The sequence below is a fragment of the Oryzihumus sp. JJN4-3R genome (assembly GCF_057747915.1).
Genome location: NZ_CM173229.1, coordinates 2143253 through 2159168 on the forward strand (window position 1 = coordinate 2143253; position 15916 = coordinate 2159168).

Consider the following 15916-nt stretch of genomic DNA (forward strand, 5'->3'; position numbering starts at 1 on the left):
AAGGGGGGGTCAGGCCGCGCCGACGCGGCGCGCCTGGTCCTGGTGCCAGGCGAGGCGCACCCGGCGGCCGAGCCAGTCATCGAGGTGGGTGTGCGCGGTCGCCAGGTTGGGCTGGGTGGCGACCAGGGAGGTGCCACCGGGGGTGTCGACGAGCAGGCGGATCGCCGACCCGAGGTAGACCACCTCGCGCACGGTTCCGTCGACGACGCGCTCGGAGTCCACGGCGGCGTGGTGCGGGTCGACGACCCGGACCCGCTCGGGGCGGATGCTCCACGTGCCCGGGGCACCGAAGAGCTGCTCGGCGGCCACCCCGTCGACGAGGTTGGTGGTGCCGACGAAGCCGGCGACGAAGGGGGTGGCCGGCTGCTCGTAGACCTCGGTCGCCGTGCCCACCTGCTCGACGAGGCCGTTGCTGAAGACCGCGATCCGGTCGCTCATCGTCAACGCCTCCTCCTGGTCGTGGGTGACGAAGACGAAGGTGATGCCGACGTCGCGCTGGATGGCCTTGAGCTCGACCTGCATCTGCTGGCGCAGCTTGAGGTCCAGCGCGCCGAGCGGCTCGTCGAGCAGCAGGACCCTGGGCTCGTTGACCAGGGCCCGGGCGAGGGCGACGCGCTGCCGCTGGCCGCCGGAGAGCTGGGAGGGCCGGCGCGGGCCGAAGCCGGGCAGCTGCACCCGCTCGAGCGCCTCGTTGGCCCGGCGGTGCCGCTCGGCCTTGCCCACCCCCTTGACCCGCAGGCCGTAGGCGACGTTCTGCTCCAGCGTCATGTGCGGGAACAGCGCGTAGTCCTGGAAGACGGTGTTGACGTCCCGGTCGAACGGCGGCACCCGGGTGACGTCCTCGCCGGCGAGGACGATGCGGCCGGCCGTCGGGGCCTCGAAGCCGGCGATCATCCGCAGCACCGTGGTCTTGCCCGACCCGGACGGGCCCAGCATGGAGAAGAACTCCCCGTCGGCGATCTCGAGGTCGACCCCGCGGACGGCCTCGACCTCGCCGAAGCTCTTGCGCACCCCCTCGAGGCGGATCGCCGGGACCGTCGTGGCCGGTTGGGCCTCGGCTCCGGGCGTCGCTGGTTGCGCCATCGGGGACTCCTCCGCGGATGTCGGCATGTGCGGACAGATGGTCCACAGCCTCTGGACGTGGCGCTTAACGTATGACTTCATAGGTCAACGCACAAGAGTCGAATGGGCGAGTGACCAGACTGTGATCACCTACCCTTCCGGGGTGACCGGGAACGCGACAGGAGGGACCGTGCCGGACGCCATGCACCTGTCCCAGCGCGCCCGCAGCGCCGTGTTCGCCCCGCTCGCGCAGGAGAGCCGGGCCGAGATCGTGGCCCGCCGGCTCTCCGACGCGATCGCCCTCGGCCTGCTGCCCGACGCCACCCAGCTGCCCAGCGAGAGCGACCTCGCCGCCCGCTTCGGGGTCGCCACGGTGACCGTGCGCGAGGCCCTGACGACCCTGCGGCACCGGGGGCTGGTCGAGACCCGACGCGGGCGCGGCGGCGGCAGCTTCGTCACCGCCCCGCCCGACCCGGCAGCGGCGGCCCTGCTGGACCGGCTGGCCGAGGTCTCCCCCCTCGACCTGCGCGACCTCGGCGACCACTATGCGGCCCTGTCGGGCACCTCGGCCCGGCTCGCGGCCGAGCGGGCCGGCGCCGACGACCTCGCCCGCCTCGAGGAGGCGATGAAGGACCTGGACAACGCCACGACGGCCCGCGAGCGCCGCCGCGCCGAGGGGCAGTACCACGTGGAGGTCGCCGCCGCGGCGCAGTCGGCTCGGCTGACCCGCGAGGAGATCCGGCTCCAGGGAGAGGTCGGCCCGCTGCTGTGGCTGGCCCTCGACGACAGCGGCCCGCACGAGACCGCCTGCGCCCAGCACCGCGCCCTCACCCGGGCCATCGCCCGCGGCCACCAGGACCGGGCGCGCACCCTGGCCGAGGAGCACGTGGCCGAGGCCGTCGGCCACGCGCTGGCACTGCGACGTCGCACACATGCAGGAGGCCGGGCGTGAGCGGTGCCCCTACCGTCGGACCCATGAGCGTCGCCTCGAGCCTTCACCACGGGCCGACCCGCGTCGCCGGACTGCTCCAGGCGTGGGCGGATGACCTGTTCCAGGCGCTGGAGCCGCTGCGGGCGGCCACCGTCGAGGCCCTCGCCCAGGACCCGACGAGGCGCGGTCTGGGCCGGCTCGCCGGTCCGGCAGCGGTCCTGCTCGGTGACCCCGACCGCGCCGTGGTGGGGGCCGGCTTCGTGGCCGCGCGGGCGGCCCTGGACGACACGGCGTACTGGCTGGAGTGGTGGACCGTCGAGGAGCCGGGCGACACCCCGGAGCGCCTGGCGGTCGAGACCGACCCGGCCGGGGACACGTTCCGCGACTGGACCACGCTGCCGTGGTTCGCCGTCCCCGCCGTGACCGGACGCCGCCACGTGACGGGGCCCTACGTGGACTACCTGTGCACCGACGAGTACACCCTGACCTTCACCGTCCCCGTGCGCCGCGGGGAGGCGCTGGCCGGGGTGGTCGGGTGCGACGTCTACGTCCGGCACGTCGAGCGGCTGGCCGAGCGCTGGCTGGACGAGCTGCCGGCCCCGGCCGCGTTCGTCAGCCGGGAGGGCCGCGTGCTGGTCTCCACCGTGCCGCAGCTGCTCACCGGCGACCTGCTGCGCGCGCTGCCGCTGTCACGCCTCTGGGAGGGCGGCACGGTGCCGGGGCTGACGCTCACCCGGTGCGGGGACCTGCCCTTCGCGCTCGTCGAGGGTGAGGCGCTGGCGACGGCCCGCCACCCCTGACTGTGCTCACCGGGAGCGGCTTTGCTCAGCTCAGGCCGCTCCCGGGCCCGGCGAGGGGCGCCAGAAGCGGCCTGAAGTGAGCAAACCGGCCTGAGGTGAGCACAGGGCGGTATGCCGTGTGCCCACCTCGCGGGGGGTCAGCGGCCGAAGACCGCCGGTAGGGTCGACGTGTGCGCCTCGCGCAGCTCGCCGAGGCCCAGGGTGAACTGGCCCTGCACGTCTAGGCCGTCGGTCTCGTCGTCGACGACCCCGATCCGGGCGTGGGTGAAGCCGCGGGCCGAGCACATGTCGGTGAACCGCACCTCCTCCGAGCGCGGCACGGCCACGATGGCGCGGGCGGTGGACTCGCTGAACAGCGCGGTGAACGCGTCGACCCCGTCGCGCTCGCAGACCTCCTCCAGCCAGACCCGGGCGCCGACGCCGTGGCGCAGGGTGGCCTCGGCGAGGGCGATGGCCAGGCCGCCGTCGGACAGGTCGTGCGCGGCGTCGATGAGCCCGTCGCGCGAGGCGTTGACGAGGATCTCGCCGAGCTGGCGCTCGAGGTCGAGGTCGACCTGCGGCGGCAGGCCGCCGAGGTGGTCGTGGATGACGCTGGCCCACTCCGAGCCGGCGAGCTCGTCGCGGGTGGTGCCGAGCAGGTAGATGACCTGGCCCGGGGTCTTCCAGCCCGAGGGCGTGCGGCGGGCCACGTCGTCCATGACGCCGAGCACGCCGACCACCGGGGTCGGGTGGATCGCCACGTCACCGGTCTGGTTGTAGAACGAGACGTTGCCGCCGGTGACCGGGATGCCGAGCTGCTGGCAGCCGTCGGCCAGGCCGCGCACGGCCTCGGCGAACTGCCACATCACGCCCGGGTCCTCCGGTGAGCCGAAGTTGAGGCAGTCGGTGATCGCCAGCGGCGTCGCCCCGGCGGTCGCCACGTTGCGGTAGGCCTCGGCCAGCGCGAGCTGCGCCCCGGCATACGGGTCGAGCTTGGCGAACTTGCCGTTGCAGTCGGTGGAGATCGCGACGCCGCGGCCGCTCTCCTCGTCGACCCGCACGACGCCGGCGTCGTCGGGCATCGCCAGGGCGGTGTTGCCGCGGACGTAACGGTCGTACTGGTCGGTGACCCACGACTTGTCGCACAGGTTCGGCGAGCCGATGAGCCGGATCAGGGTGTCGCGCAGCTCGTCGCCCGTGGCCGGGCGCGGCAGGTCCTGCGGACCGGCCGCCTGCAGGCCGTCGAGGTATGCCGGCCGGGCCAGCGGGCGCTCGTAGACCGGGCCGTCGTGGGCCACCGAGCGCGGCGGCACGTCGACGATGACCTCGTCGTGCCAGAGCACCTCGAGGCGGTCACCCTCGGTGACCTCGCCGATGACCGTGGCCTCGACGTCCCACTTGCGGGTGATCGCCAGGAACTCCTCGAGCCTGCCCGGCTCGACGACGGCCATCATCCGCTCCTGCGACTCGCTCATGAGGATCTCCTCAGGGCGCAGGGTCGCGTCGCGCAGCGGGACCAGGTCGAGGTGGACCCGCATGCCGCCGTCGCCGTTGGAGGCCAGCTCGCTGGTCGCGCAGGACAGCCCGGCGCCGCCGAGGTCCTGGATGCCGTCGACCACGTGCGCGGCATACAGGTCCAGGCAGCACTCGATGAGCACCTTCTCGGCGAACGGGTCGCCGACCTGCACCGCCGGGCGCTTGGTCGGGCCGCCCTCGTCGAAGGTCTCCGAGGCCAGCACGGAGACACCGCCGATGCCGTCGCCGCCGGTCTTGGCGCCGAAGAGGACGACCTTGTTGCCGACGCCGGAGGCCTTGGCCAGGTGGATGTCCTCGACGCGCATGGCGCCGACGCACAGGGCGTTGACCAGCGGGTTGCCCTGGTAGCAGGAGTCGAAGACGACCTCGCCGCCGATGTTGGGCAGGCCCAGGCAGTTGCCGTAGCCGCCGACGCCGGCGACGACGCCGGGCAGCACCCGGTGGGTGTCGGGGTGGTCCAGGGCGCCGAAGCGCAGCGGGTCCATCACGGCCAGCGGGCGGGCGCCCATGCTCATGATGTCGCGGACGATGCCACCGACGCCGGTGGCCGCACCCTGGTAGGGCTCGACGTAGGAGGGGTGGTTGTGGCTCTCGACCTTGAAGGTCACCGCCCAGCCGTCGCCGATGTCGACGACGCCGGCGTTCTCGCCGATGCCGACGAGCAGCTTCTCGCGCATGGCGTCGGTGGTCTTGTCGCCGAACTGGCGCAGGTGGACCTTGGAGGACTTGTAGGAGCAGTGCTCCGACCACATGACCGAGTACATCGCCAGCTCGGAGCTGGTGGGACGGCGGCCGAGGATGTCGCGGATGCGCTCGTACTCGTCGGGCTTGAGGCCGAGCTCGGCCCACGGCTGCTCGACCTCGGGCGTGCCGGTGGCCGCCGAGACGGTGTCCAGCAGGGGCTTGGTCTGGCCGGTCTCCAGCGCGCTCACGCGTTCACCACCGAGGTCAGGACGGACGTGAAGAAGGGCAGGCCGTCGAGGGAGGGGCCGTAGCCCGGCTCGACGCAGTGCTCGGGGTGCGGCATGAGGCCGACGATGTTGCCGCGCTCGTTGGTGATGCCGGCGATGTCGCGGTAGGACCCGTTGGGGTTGCTCCCGCCGAGGCCGTCGCCGTCACGCACGACGTAGCGGAACGCGACGCGGCCCTCACCCTCGAGCTCGTCGAGCGTGCGCTGGTCGGCCACGAAGCCGCCCTCGCCGTTCTTGAGCACGATGGTGATCTCCTGGCCCTGCTCGAAGTCCGAGGTCCAGAGGGTGTCGGCGTTCTCCACACGCAGCACCTGGTCGCGGCAGACGAACTTGCGGTGGTCGTTGCGGATCAATGCGCCGGGCAGCAGGTGCGACTCGCACAGCACCTGGAACCCGTTGCAGATGCCGAGGACCGGCAGGCCGCCCTTCGCCGCGGGGACGAGGGCGTCCATGACGGGGGCGAAGCGGGCGATGGCGCCGCAGCGCAGGTAGTCGCCGTAGGAGAAGCCGCCGGGCAGGATCACCGCGTCGACCCCCTTGAGGTCGGCGTCGCCGTGCCACAGGGCGACAGCCTCCCCGCCCGCGGCGCGCACGGCGCGGCTGGCGTCGTGGTCGTCCAGCGACCCGGGGAAGGTGACGACCCCGATCCTCATGCGGGCTGCCCGGCGGTCTCGTCGGTCAGCTCGGCGACGCGGACGACGTCCTCGATGACCGGGTTCGACAGCAACCTCTCGGCCGCCTCCCGGGCGGCGGCGAGGACCTCCTCGGTGACCTCCCCGTCGACGGTCAGCTCGAACCGCTTGCCCTGACGGACGTCGGTGAACTGGGTGAACCCGAGCCGCGGCAGCGCGCCGGCGACGGCCTGCCCCTGGGGATCGAGAATCTCGGACTTCAGCATCACGTCGATGACGACGGTTCCCATGCGAGGTGCTCCTCGGGGCGCGGCCCTGCCGGGCCTGGCGTGCGGGGTCGTCCCGAGGATATCTGCCCTCGTCAGTGCCCCTGACGGCGGCGTCCGGGAGGTGAACGCCGCAGGTCGCTCAGCCGAAGCGGCGGCCGGTCAGCGCCTCGTAGGCCTCGACGTACTTGGCCCGGGTCTGCTCGACGATCGCCTCCGGCATGGGCGGCGGCGCCTCGCCGGAGTGGCGGTCCCAGCCGCTGGCGGGGGAGGTCAGCCAGTCGCGGACGAACTGCTTGTCGTAGGACGGCTGCGCCCGGCCCGGCTGCCACTGGTCGGCCGGCCAGAACCGGGAGGAGTCGGGGGTGAGCACCTCGTCGGCCAGGACGATGCCCGGCCGGCCCTGCTCGTCCGGGCGGGCCGGGTCCAGCCCGAACTCCACCTTGGTGTCGGCCAGGAGGATGCCGCGCTCCGCCGCCACGGCGTTGCCGCGCGCCAGGATCGCGGTGGTCAGCTCGCGCACCCGCGAGGCGAGGTCCGCGCCGAGCTCGGCCTCGACCTGCGCGTAGGTCATCGGCTGGTCGTGCTCGCCCACCGGCGCCTTGGTCGTCGGGGTGAAGATCGGCTCCTGCAGCTTCGAGCCGTCCTCCAGCCCCGGCGGCAGGGTGACCCCGCAGACCGAGGAGGTCGCGCGGTACTCGGCCAGGCCGCTCCCGGTGAGGTAGGCCCGCCCGATGCACTCCACCGGCACCATCTGGAGCCGGCGGACGAGCACCGCACGGCCGGCGACCTCGGCCGGCACGTCGGTGGAGAGGACGTGGTTGGGCAGGATGTCGGCGAGCTGCTCGAACCACCACAGCGACAGCTGGGTCAGCACGGCGCCCTTGTCGGGGATCTCGGTGTCGAGGATGAAGTCGTAGGCCGAGATCCGGTCCGAGGCCACGAGCAGGAGCTGGTCCTGGCTCGGCTCTGCGGTGACCGGGTCGACCGGGGCGTAGAGCTCGCGGACCTTGCCCGAGTAGACGTGGGCGAAGCCGGGCAGGGCGGGCGGCGAGGTGGGGACGACCGACGTCATGGCCCCATCCTCGCAGCCCACGCGCGCGACCCCCACCCGGCTAGAGCAGGGCCGAGACCAGCCCGGCCACCGAGGCGTCGTCGAAGGCCCGGGGCACGGTGGCCGCCCCGCCCTTGTCGACCACGAAGACCTCCACCTTCAGGGCGGGGTGGACGCCCTCGCGTGCCGGCACCAGCCAGGCCGCCAGGGCCGTCTCCCCGGGGCTGCGGCTGACGTAGGCCCGGGCCGTCTCCCCGTCGGGCAGCGGCACGTCGTGTCCGTCGAAGCCGTCCCAGCTGACCGTGTTGCCGACCGGTGCCGTCGTGGACGGCGCCAGGGTCACCCCGAGCTCGACCGCGTGCAGGGGGTCCCCCGCCCGGTCGACGGCGCCGTAGAACCGCCAGGTGCCCTTCTCCCACCGCACGCCGTTCTGGTTGGCGTCCTTGTGGAACCGCCCGGCCGCAGGCAGCGCCATGCCGTGCCCGTCCAGCCAGTCACGCAGCACCGCGGTGCACGTCGCCGGCTGCGCCGAGCAGCCCGGCTCCGGCGCGGGTGGCGTCACGGACGCCGGCGGACGTGCCGCCGGCGTGCCGACCAGCGTGACGCGCGGCTCCAGCCCCCGCACCCCCGTCACCGCGATGCCGGCGAGCGCCGCCACCGCGAACGCGCCTCCCGCCACCTGTGCCGCCTGCCTGCGACGGCGCCGACGGCGTCCGCCCGCCAGGACGTCCTCGAGGCTGAACCCCGCCGGCGGCAGGTCCTGCTGGAAGGCCGCCCGCAGCTCCTGCGGAGCCTCGTCGTGGATCGTGCTCATGCCCATCTCCCCCTCACATCCGTTGTCCGGCCAGGGAACCCAAGGACCGGCGCAGCGCCTTCACCGCGTCGTGGGAGGTGCTCTTGACGGTGCCCTCGGAGCACCCCATCAGCTCGGCCACCGCCGTGATGCTGAGGTCCTCGAGGTAGCGCAGGACGACGACGAGCCGTTGCCGCTCGGGCAGCCCGGCCAGCGCATCGGTCACCACGAGCCGCGTCTCGACAGCGTCGGCGGCTGCCGGCTCGCCGGCGTCACCCCCGTCGCGGTGCGGGTCGTCGCTGGACCGCTCGGCCCGCCACCAGTGCCGCCGCTGCTCGGAGATGAGCGTGCGCACCAGCGTGGTCCGGGCGTACGCGAGCGGGTCCTCGACCCGCTCGACCCGCGGCCACACGGCATACAGCTTCTCCAGCGTGGACTGCACCAGGTCGTCCGCCCGGTGGGCGTCCCGGCAGCTGGCGTGCGCGACCCGCCTCAGCCGCGGCATGGCCGTCACGGCGAACTGCCGGAACGACTCCTCCTGCTCTGCCCTCACCCCTGCACCTCCCCTGTTCGTGAGGGGAGACGCGCCGGGTCAGGCCCCCGGTTGGGCCGGGAGGGAGACTTCTCCGCGCTGGGCCGCCAGGGCGATGTCGGTGCGGTGGTGCGAGCCGTCGAGGCTGATCCCCTCGACCGCCCGGTATGCGCGGTCGCGCGCCTCCCCGAGGTCGGCCCCGGTGGCGACGACGGACAGGACCCGCCCGCCGGCCGAGAGCACGGCGCCGTCGCGGCCGGGGGCGGTGCCGGCGTGGAGGACCCACGCGTCGTCGCCGACCTGGTCCAGGCCGTGGATCTCGTCACCGGTGCGCGGGCTGTCGGGGTAGCCCTTGGACGCGATGACCACGGTGACCGCGTGCTCGGGCCGCCAGCGCAGCGGGCCGACCTGGTCGAGGGTGCCGGTGGCGCAGGCGTGCAGCAGTGCGCCGAGCGGGGTGGCGAGCCGGGCCAGGACGACCTGGGTCTCGGGGTCGCCGAAGCGGGCGTTGAACTCCACGACCCGCGGGCCGCGCGAGGTCAGGGCCAGGCCGACGTAGAGGACGCCGGCGAAGGGGGCGCCGCGGTGACGCATCTCGTCGACGGTGGGCTGGGCCACCCGGGCCACCACGTCCTCGACGAGGCCCTCGGGGGCCCAGTCCAGCGGGGAGTAGGCGCCCATGCCGCCGGTGTTGGGGCCCTCGTCGCCATCGCCGACCCGCTTGAAGTCCTGGGCCGGGCTGAGCGGCACCACGGTGGTGCCATCGGTCAGGCAGAACAGCGACACCTCCGGGCCGTCGAGGAACTCCTCGACGACGACCCGGCCGCCCTCCTTGGACAGGCACTGCGCGGCATGGGCGACCGCCTGGGCGCGGCTGTCGGTGACGACGACACCCTTGCCGGCGGCCAGACCGTCGTCCTTGACGACGTAGGGGGCCCCGAGCGCGTCGAGCGCGTCCGTCACCTCGTCCAGGGTCGTGCAGACGTGGGCCAGGGCGGTGGGCACCCCGGCCGCGGCCATGACCTCCTTGGCGAAGGCCTTGCTGCCCTCGAGCTGCGCCGCCTCGGCGGTGGGGCCGAAGCAGGCGATGCCCCGGGCGCGGACCGCGTCGGCCACCCCGGCGACCAGTGGAGCCTCCGGGCCGATGACGACCAGGTCGGCGCCGACCTCGGCGGCGAGGTGGGCGATGCCCGGTCCGTCGAGCAGGCCGCCTGGCAGCTCGCGGCACAGCGCGATCGTGTCGATCCCGGGGTTGCCGGGGGCGGCGATGACGGCGTCGACCGAGGGGTCGGCGATCAGCGCGCGGACGATGGCGTGCTCGCGGGCACCGGATCCGATGACGAGAACCTTCACCCGCGAGAGCCTAGGGGAGCCTCCCGCGGGGGCGGCAGGGCCGGGGAGCGGGTGGGCGCGCGAGGCGACCGGCACGGCATACGGCGCGGGGGCGAGACGGGAAGGCCCGGAAAAATGATGTGCGCGGCGTCCCCGGGAGGCAGGGGGGGCTTCTCCCGGGGACGCCGCGACCAGCGCGTGGTCGCCCGGCGGGGGGACCGGCGACTCTTCGCGCCTCGGCCGGTCTAGCCGGCTGACATCACTGTGGCAAAGAACGGGAGAGCGTGTAAGCCCTTTGGCTGGCGGGCTACAGTCAATGTCGGTATCCCGCCACGGCGAACGGCGCGTCGCGCCGCGACGGCGGGGGTACCACTGGAACCGAGGAGGCCCCGCCGTGGTGAACGCCCCGCACTTCACCAACCGGACGCCCGGGCTGGCGGCCGAGCCGCCGGACCAGACGACCGAGGCGATGATCACCCGCGTCTACCTGGCCATCCTGCAGCACCCCCGCCCCTCCCGGGAGCTGCTCGTCGCCCAGGGCATCCCGGCCGACCTCGTCGAGCGCGTGGTGGGCATCCTCGCCTCGCGAGGCCTGGTGTCGGTCCACGTCGACGGCACCTGGGAGCCCGCTCCCCCGGACGTCGCGCTGCCGGCGCACGCCGTCAACCTCGAGCGGCGGGCGCGGGAGGCGCGGGCCGCCGCCCACGAGCTCGGTCAGGTCTACTACCAGGCCAGGAGCGACACGCACCGCCGGATCGAGGGCATCACCACGCTCAACTCCCTCGACGACCTGCACACGGCAACGGCCGAGATCGTCTCGGCGGCCACCCGGCAGCTGCGCACCGCCCGGGACATGTCGCCGCGCACCCGGATCCTCTTCGACGCCCCCCTGGACAGCCACCGGGAGCGCAGCTACTCCTCCGCGGGGGTCGAGCTGGCCCTGCGCACCACCTACGACGCCAAGGTGCTCCAGCTCGACCACGCCAGCGACGTGCTCGCCGCCCGCGCCGAGGGCGGGGAGAAGTACCGCTTCACCTACGACCTGCCGTTCTCGGCGGTGGTGGTCGACGAGACCGCCGCCGTGCTGGACCTGTCCTCCTACGACGTCACCGGGCACGGCTCGCTGCTGATCCGCTCGCGGCCCTTCGTGCTGGCCCTGGCCTCGACCCTCGACGCGATCTGGCGCCTGGCGATCCCCGCCTCGCGCATGTCCTCGCAGGGGGTCGACAAGCGCGACCTGCACATCCTGTCGCTGCTGGCCGGGGGCGCCTCGGACGCGACGATCTCGCGCCAGACGGGGGTGTCCCAGCGCACGGTGGAGCGGCGGGTCCGCGCCCTGATGGACCAGCTCGGCGCCGGGACGCGCTTCCAGGCCGGGGTCCAGGCGGCCCGGCGCGGCCTCATCTAGCCGCCGAACACCTCGGTCAGCGCCTCGTCGAGCAGCCGCAGGCCCAGGCGCGCCTCGGCCTCGGTGACCGTGCACGGCGGCACGACGTGGAGCCGGTTCATGTTGACGAACGGCAGCAGCCCGCGCCGCTTGCAGGCGGCGACGAGGTCGTTCATCGGCTTGGCGGCCGGGCCGGAGGCGTTGTAGGGCACCAGGGGCTCGCGGGTCTGCCGGTCGGCGACGAGCTCCAGCGCCCAGAAGACGCCGCGGCCGCGGACCTCGCCGATGACGGCGTGCCGGGCGGCGAGCTCGCGCAGGCCGGGGCCGAGGACCTCGGCGCCGATGCGGCGAGCGTTGTCGACGATGCCCTCCTCGTCCATCGCCCGGATCGTCGCCACGGCAGCCGCCGTCGCGAGCGGGTGGCCCGAGTAGGTGAGGCCGCCGGGGTAGGGCCGCTCGCGGAAGGTGTCGTAGACCGCCCCGCTCATGACCACGCCGCCGAGCGGCACGTAGCCGCTGTTGACGCCCTTGGCGAAGGCGATCAGGTCGGGGGTGATCCCGCCGTCGAAGCCGTCGAGGGCGAACCAGTCGCCGGTGCGCCCGAAGCCGGCCATGACCTCGTCGAGGATGAAGAGGATGCCGTGCCGGTCGCACAGCTCGCGCACGCCGGCCAGGTAGCCCGGCGGCGGCGCCATGATGCCGGCAGTGCCCGGGATGGTCTCCAGGACGATCGCCGCGATGGTGGCCGGGCCCTCCATCTCCACGAGGTGGGCCAGGTGGGCCAGGGCGCGCTCGGACTCCTCGGCCTCGGTGGTGGCTTGGAACTGCGAGCGGTAGAGGAACGGGCCGACGAAGTGGACCACGCCCTCGGCGCCGGAGTCGTTGGGCCAGCGGCGCGGGTCGCCGGTCAGGTGGATCGCGGCCTGGGTGTGGCCGTGGTAGCTGCGGTAGCGGGAGAGCACCTTGCGCCGGCCGGTGTGCAGCCGGGCCATCCGCACGGCGTTCTCGATCGCCTCGGCGCCGCCGTTGGTGAAGAACACGTGGTCCATGCCCGCGGGGGCGCGCTCGGCGATGAGCCGGGCGGCCTCGCTGCGGGCGTCGTTGGCGTGCTGCGGCGCGATGGTGCACAGCCGGGCGGCCTGCTCCTGGATCGCCGCGACGACCCGCGGGTGCTGGTGGCCGATGTTGGTGTTGACCAGCTGGGAGGAGAAGTCGAGGTAGCGGTTGCCCTCGCCGTCCCACAGCCAGCAGCCCTGGGCGGCCGCCACCACCATCGGGGTCAGCGCCCCCTGCGCCGACCAGGAGTGGAAGACGTGCGCCCGGTCGTCGTCGTAGGCCCGGCGGGCGGCCTCCCGGTCGATCGCGGGGGTCGGCGGGGCGAGCTCGTCGGCGGTGGGCTGGGCAGCGACGTCGGTCATGCCAGCGAGCGTATCCGCGCCACCAGACGCTCCTCCACCATTGGCCACTCCTCGCGAAGGATGCTGAAGACCACCGTGTCGCGGAACGTGCCGTCGGCCCGCCGCATGTGCCGGCGCAGCACCCCCTCGCGGGTCGCGCCGAGCTTGGCGATGGCGGCCTGGGAGCGCTCGTTGAGCAGGTCGGTCTGGATCTTGACGCGACCGAAGCCGCAGTCGACGAACGCGTGCCGCAGGATCAGCAGCTTGGCCTCGGGGTTGACCACGGTCCCCCACCAGCGGGGGCCGTACGCCGTCCAGCCGAGGTGCGCCCGCTCGTTGGCCAGGTCGATGTCGCCGAGGCTGGAGGTGCCCACCACCATGCCGGCCGGGCCCAGGTCGCCGTCCGCGACCAGCCGCAGCGTGTATGCCGTGCGCCCGGTCGCGCACGCGTTCGCCACGGAGCGCTCCACCCACGCCTGCATGGCCACCAGGTCACCCGGGCGACCGGCGGGACCGCCGCCGAAGCCCTTCGCCCAGACCCCCGGATCGTCAAGCGCGGCAAGCAGGCCCGCGGCATCGGCGCCGGTCATCGGGTCGAGGCGGATGACGGAACCGACCAGCGGCTCCCCGGTCGGGGGGCGAACGCCAGAATCACGCACGCGAGCACATTAGACTCGTGCGTTCGCACGTTTGACGAGGGCGTGCCGACCCCGTGCCCAGACCAGCCCGAACCAGGCGGAGAAGTGACCCTTCCGGACCAGCCCAAGCCCCAGCCGAACCAGCCGTCGGCCGAGGTCGCCCACGAGATCGCCGTCGAGCAGGCGCACGTGGACCGTGTCTACGCCGAGCTGGCCAAGGCGACCCAGCGCGCCGCCCTCGTCGAGGCCGAGGGCATGGCCCGGGGCCGCACCGACCGCACCGGCGATGTCCGCGACGAGGAGCTGACCGGGCTGTTCGAGCGGGATGCGCTGGTGTTCAACGCCGCCCGACGACGGACCACCCTGGACACGCAGTACGAAGGGCTGGTCTTCGGCCGGCTCGACCTCACCCACGAGACGCGCTCGGGCGGGGAGGACCGCGAGGTGCGCTACGTGGGCCGGCTCGGCGTGCGCGACGACGAGTACGAGCCGCTGGTCATCGACTGGCGCGCGCCGGCGGCCGCCCCGTTCTACCGCTCCACGCCGGTGGACCCCATGGGCGTGCTGCGCCGGCGGGTGCTGCGCTGCAAGGGCGCCGACGTGATCGGGGTCGAGGACGACCTCATGGTCCCCGAGGCGCCCGAGGGCATGGTCGTCGTGGGCGACGGCGCCCTGATGGCGGCGCTGACCCGCAGCCGCGGCGCCCAGATGCGCGACATCGTCGCCACCATCCAGCGCCATCAGGACGAGGCGATCCGGGCCGCCGCACGCGGCGTCACCGAGATCACCGGCGGCCCCGGCACCGGCAAGACCGTGGTGGCGCTGCACCGCGCCGCCTACCTGCTCTACTCCGACCGCCGTCGCTTCGAGAACGGCGGCATCCTGGTCGCGGGCCCCTCGGCCGCCTACACGGCATACATCGAGCGGGTCCTGCCCTCCCTCGGGGAGGAGACGGTGACCCTCCGCTCGCTCGGCGACGTCGTCGACGGCGTGAGCACCGAGCGCCTGGACTCCAACGAGGCGGCGGCGGTCAAGGGCTCGCTGCGCATCCGCCGGGTGCTCTCGCGCGCGGCACGCGACATCATCCCGGACGCCCCCACGCAGTTCCGCGCGTTCGTCGCCGGCCGGCCGATCCGCCTCGACGCCGACGTGCTGGGCCGGGTCCGCGCCCAGGTGCTGCGCCACCACCAGCGCAACCTCGGGCTGGAGGCGGCCGAGCAGGCCCTGGCCGAGGCCGCGTGGGCCAGCGACCGCCACGGCGAGAAGGCCGACTTCATGGAGCGGTTCACCGACCACCTCGAGGTCGACGCGTTCCTGACCCAGTGGTGGCGTCCGCTGGACCCGCGGGAGGTGCTGCTCTGGCTGGGCGACCGCGACCGGACCCGGCGCTACGCCCAGGGCGTGCTGTCGCCGCGAGAGGTCGACGTGCTCGTCGAGTCGATGCAGGCCGCGCTCGAGACGGGCCAGTGGTCGGTGGCCGACGTGGCCCTCATCGACGACCTCGCCGGGCGGCTCGGGCCGATGCGCGAGCAGGCGCGCGAGGAGCGGGGCTTCTACGAGATCGAGGAGCTCGACGACGTCTCGCAGTACGGCGTCGCCGAGGTGCAGTCGCAGTCCCTGCGCGGGCCGGTGGTCACCCGCCAGTCCGAGGTCACCCCGCACACGATGCGCGAGCGGCTGCTCTACGGCCGGGTCGAGCGACCTGAGGAGTACGCCCACGTCCTGGTCGACGAGGCCCAGGACCTCTCACCCATGCAGTGGCGCATGCTGGGCCGCCGCGGGCGCTGGGCGTCCTGGACCGTCGTCGGCGACGCGGCCCAGAGCTCCTGGCCGGACCTCGCGGAGTCGCGCCGGGCGCGCGAGGAGGCGTTCGGGTCCCAGCCGAGGCGGCTGTTCCACATGGACACCAACTACCGCAACGCCCGCGAGATCTTCGACTACGCCGCCGTCGTGGTGCGTCGCGAGGTGCCGGACGCGGACATCCCGCAGGCCGTGCGGGAGACCGGGGTCCAGCCGCGCGAGCTGGCCGTCCCGGTCGCCGAGCTCGCCCACCAGCTGGGCGACGCGGTGGAGGATCTGCTGGGCGAGGTCGAGGGGTCGATCGCCGTGATCACCCCGCGCGCGTGGGCGGACCTGGCCGCGCCCCTGGCCAAGCACCCCTCGGAGCGGGTCTTCGTCGTCGACCCGATGTCGACCAAGGGCCTGGAGTACGACGCGACGGTCATCGTGGACCCCGCCGAGATCAGCGCGGAGTCCCCCGGTGGGGTGCGTGTCCTGTATGTCGCGCTGACGCGCGCGGCCCACCGCATGACGGTGCTGGAGCCCCGGGCCTGAGGCGCGGTCTGCCCGGATCGACGCCTTTGCCCGGCGCCTCAGGGATCGCCCGGGTTTGGGTTCGGCCATCCGGGCGACCCCGGGCTACCTCCAACGGGTCGACCTTCTCGACGAAAGGTTGATCCTGCGCGCAAGCGGCTTTACCAAACCTTGACCAAGGCCACGCTGGTCAGGAGCAGACCCCTGGAGCACTCCTCCGGTGGGGGTGCCGACCGCCGGCTCCTGCTCTCGTGGTCAAGGGAGCGCGCTGATGGCTCGCGAATCCGGTCGAC

14 protein-coding genes are annotated in these 15916 nt (G+C 73.7%); 4 read left to right on the top strand and 10 right to left on the bottom strand.

Going from position 1 to position 15916, the window contains the following annotated elements:
- Positions 1-9: 9 nt before the first annotated feature.
- Positions 10-1083, bottom strand: a complete 1074-nt coding sequence (locus AC3ANM_RS10015; RefSeq protein WP_488284269.1) for an ABC transporter ATP-binding protein — start codon at positions 1081-1083, stop codon at positions 10-12.
- Positions 1084-1225: 142 nt separating this feature from the next.
- Here AC3ANM_RS10015 and AC3ANM_RS10020 point away from each other — a divergent pair, with 142 nt between their 5' ends.
- Together AC3ANM_RS10020 and AC3ANM_RS10025 are read left to right on the top strand one after the other, a co-directional pair.
- Positions 1226-2014: a FadR/GntR family transcriptional regulator gene (locus AC3ANM_RS10020; RefSeq protein WP_488284270.1), complete on the top strand. Its 789-nt coding sequence runs from the start codon at positions 1226-1228 to the stop codon at positions 2012-2014.
- A 23-nt stretch (positions 2015-2037) separates the two neighbouring features.
- Positions 2038-2793, top strand: coding sequence for a cache domain-containing protein (locus AC3ANM_RS10025; RefSeq protein ID WP_488284271.1), 756 nt, complete (start codon positions 2038-2040; stop codon positions 2791-2793).
- A gap of 137 nt (positions 2794-2930) precedes the next feature.
- Here AC3ANM_RS10025 and purL read toward each other — a convergent pair whose 3' ends face one another.
- The 7 genes from purL to purD form a co-directional block, all read right to left on the bottom strand.
- On the bottom strand, positions 2931-5231 hold the full coding sequence (gene purL, locus AC3ANM_RS10030; RefSeq protein ID WP_488287938.1) for a phosphoribosylformylglycinamidine synthase subunit PurL: 2301 nt from the start codon (positions 5229-5231) through the stop codon (positions 2931-2933).
- 5 nt (positions 5232-5236) lie between these two features.
- The gene (gene purQ / locus AC3ANM_RS10035) at positions 5237-5932 is read right to left on the bottom strand and encodes a phosphoribosylformylglycinamidine synthase subunit PurQ (RefSeq protein ID WP_488284272.1); all 696 of its coding nucleotides are present in this window, start codon (positions 5930-5932) and stop codon (positions 5237-5239) included.
- Positions 5929-6201, bottom strand: a complete 273-nt coding sequence (gene purS, locus AC3ANM_RS10040; RefSeq protein WP_488284273.1) for a phosphoribosylformylglycinamidine synthase subunit PurS — start codon at positions 6199-6201, stop codon at positions 5929-5931. Before purS ends, purQ begins: the two co-directional genes overlap by 4 nt.
- A gap of 118 nt (positions 6202-6319) precedes the next feature.
- Positions 6320-7252: a phosphoribosylaminoimidazolesuccinocarboxamide synthase gene (locus AC3ANM_RS10045; RefSeq protein ID WP_488284274.1), complete on the bottom strand. Its 933-nt coding sequence runs from the start codon at positions 7250-7252 to the stop codon at positions 6320-6322.
- 40 nt (positions 7253-7292) lie between these two features.
- Positions 7293-8045 carry a hypothetical protein gene (locus AC3ANM_RS10050; RefSeq protein ID WP_488284275.1) on the bottom strand — a complete coding sequence of 251 codons (753 nt, stop codon included), beginning with the start codon at positions 8043-8045 and terminating at the stop codon, positions 7293-7295.
- 13 nt (positions 8046-8058) lie between these two features.
- Complete coding sequence (locus tag AC3ANM_RS10055; protein ID WP_488284276.1) at positions 8059-8577, bottom strand: SigE family RNA polymerase sigma factor; 519 nt, start codon at positions 8575-8577, stop codon at positions 8059-8061.
- Between the two features lie 39 nt (positions 8578-8616).
- Entirely contained in the window at positions 8617-9909 is a 1293-nt protein-coding gene (gene purD / locus AC3ANM_RS10060) for a phosphoribosylamine--glycine ligase (RefSeq protein WP_488284277.1), read from the bottom strand.
- A gap of 373 nt (positions 9910-10282) precedes the next feature.
- Here purD and AC3ANM_RS10065 point away from each other — a divergent pair, with 373 nt between their 5' ends.
- A complete protein-coding gene (locus tag AC3ANM_RS10065) occupies positions 10283-11296 on the top strand; it encodes a helix-turn-helix transcriptional regulator (RefSeq protein WP_488284278.1) in 1014 nt (337 codons plus the stop codon).
- Here AC3ANM_RS10065 and AC3ANM_RS10070 read toward each other — a convergent pair.
- Both AC3ANM_RS10070 and AC3ANM_RS10075 read right to left on the bottom strand, forming a co-directional pair.
- Complete coding sequence (locus AC3ANM_RS10070) at positions 11293-12693, bottom strand: aminotransferase class III-fold pyridoxal phosphate-dependent enzyme (RefSeq protein WP_488284279.1); 1401 nt, start codon at positions 12691-12693, stop codon at positions 11293-11295. The two genes, AC3ANM_RS10065 and AC3ANM_RS10070, sit on opposite strands and share 4 nt — an antisense overlap.
- Entirely contained in the window at positions 12690-13262 is a 573-nt protein-coding gene (locus AC3ANM_RS10075) for a GNAT family N-acetyltransferase (RefSeq protein WP_488284280.1), read from the bottom strand. Before AC3ANM_RS10075 ends, AC3ANM_RS10070 begins: the two co-directional genes overlap by 4 nt.
- A 153-nt stretch (positions 13263-13415) precedes the next feature.
- On the opposite strand from AC3ANM_RS10075, the gene AC3ANM_RS10080 reads away from it, so the two are divergent.
- The gene (locus AC3ANM_RS10080; protein ID WP_488284281.1) at positions 13416-15644 is read left to right on the top strand and encodes a HelD family protein; all 2229 of its coding nucleotides are present in this window, start codon (positions 13416-13418) and stop codon (positions 15642-15644) included.
- The last annotated feature ends 272 nt before the right edge of the window (positions 15645-15916 follow it).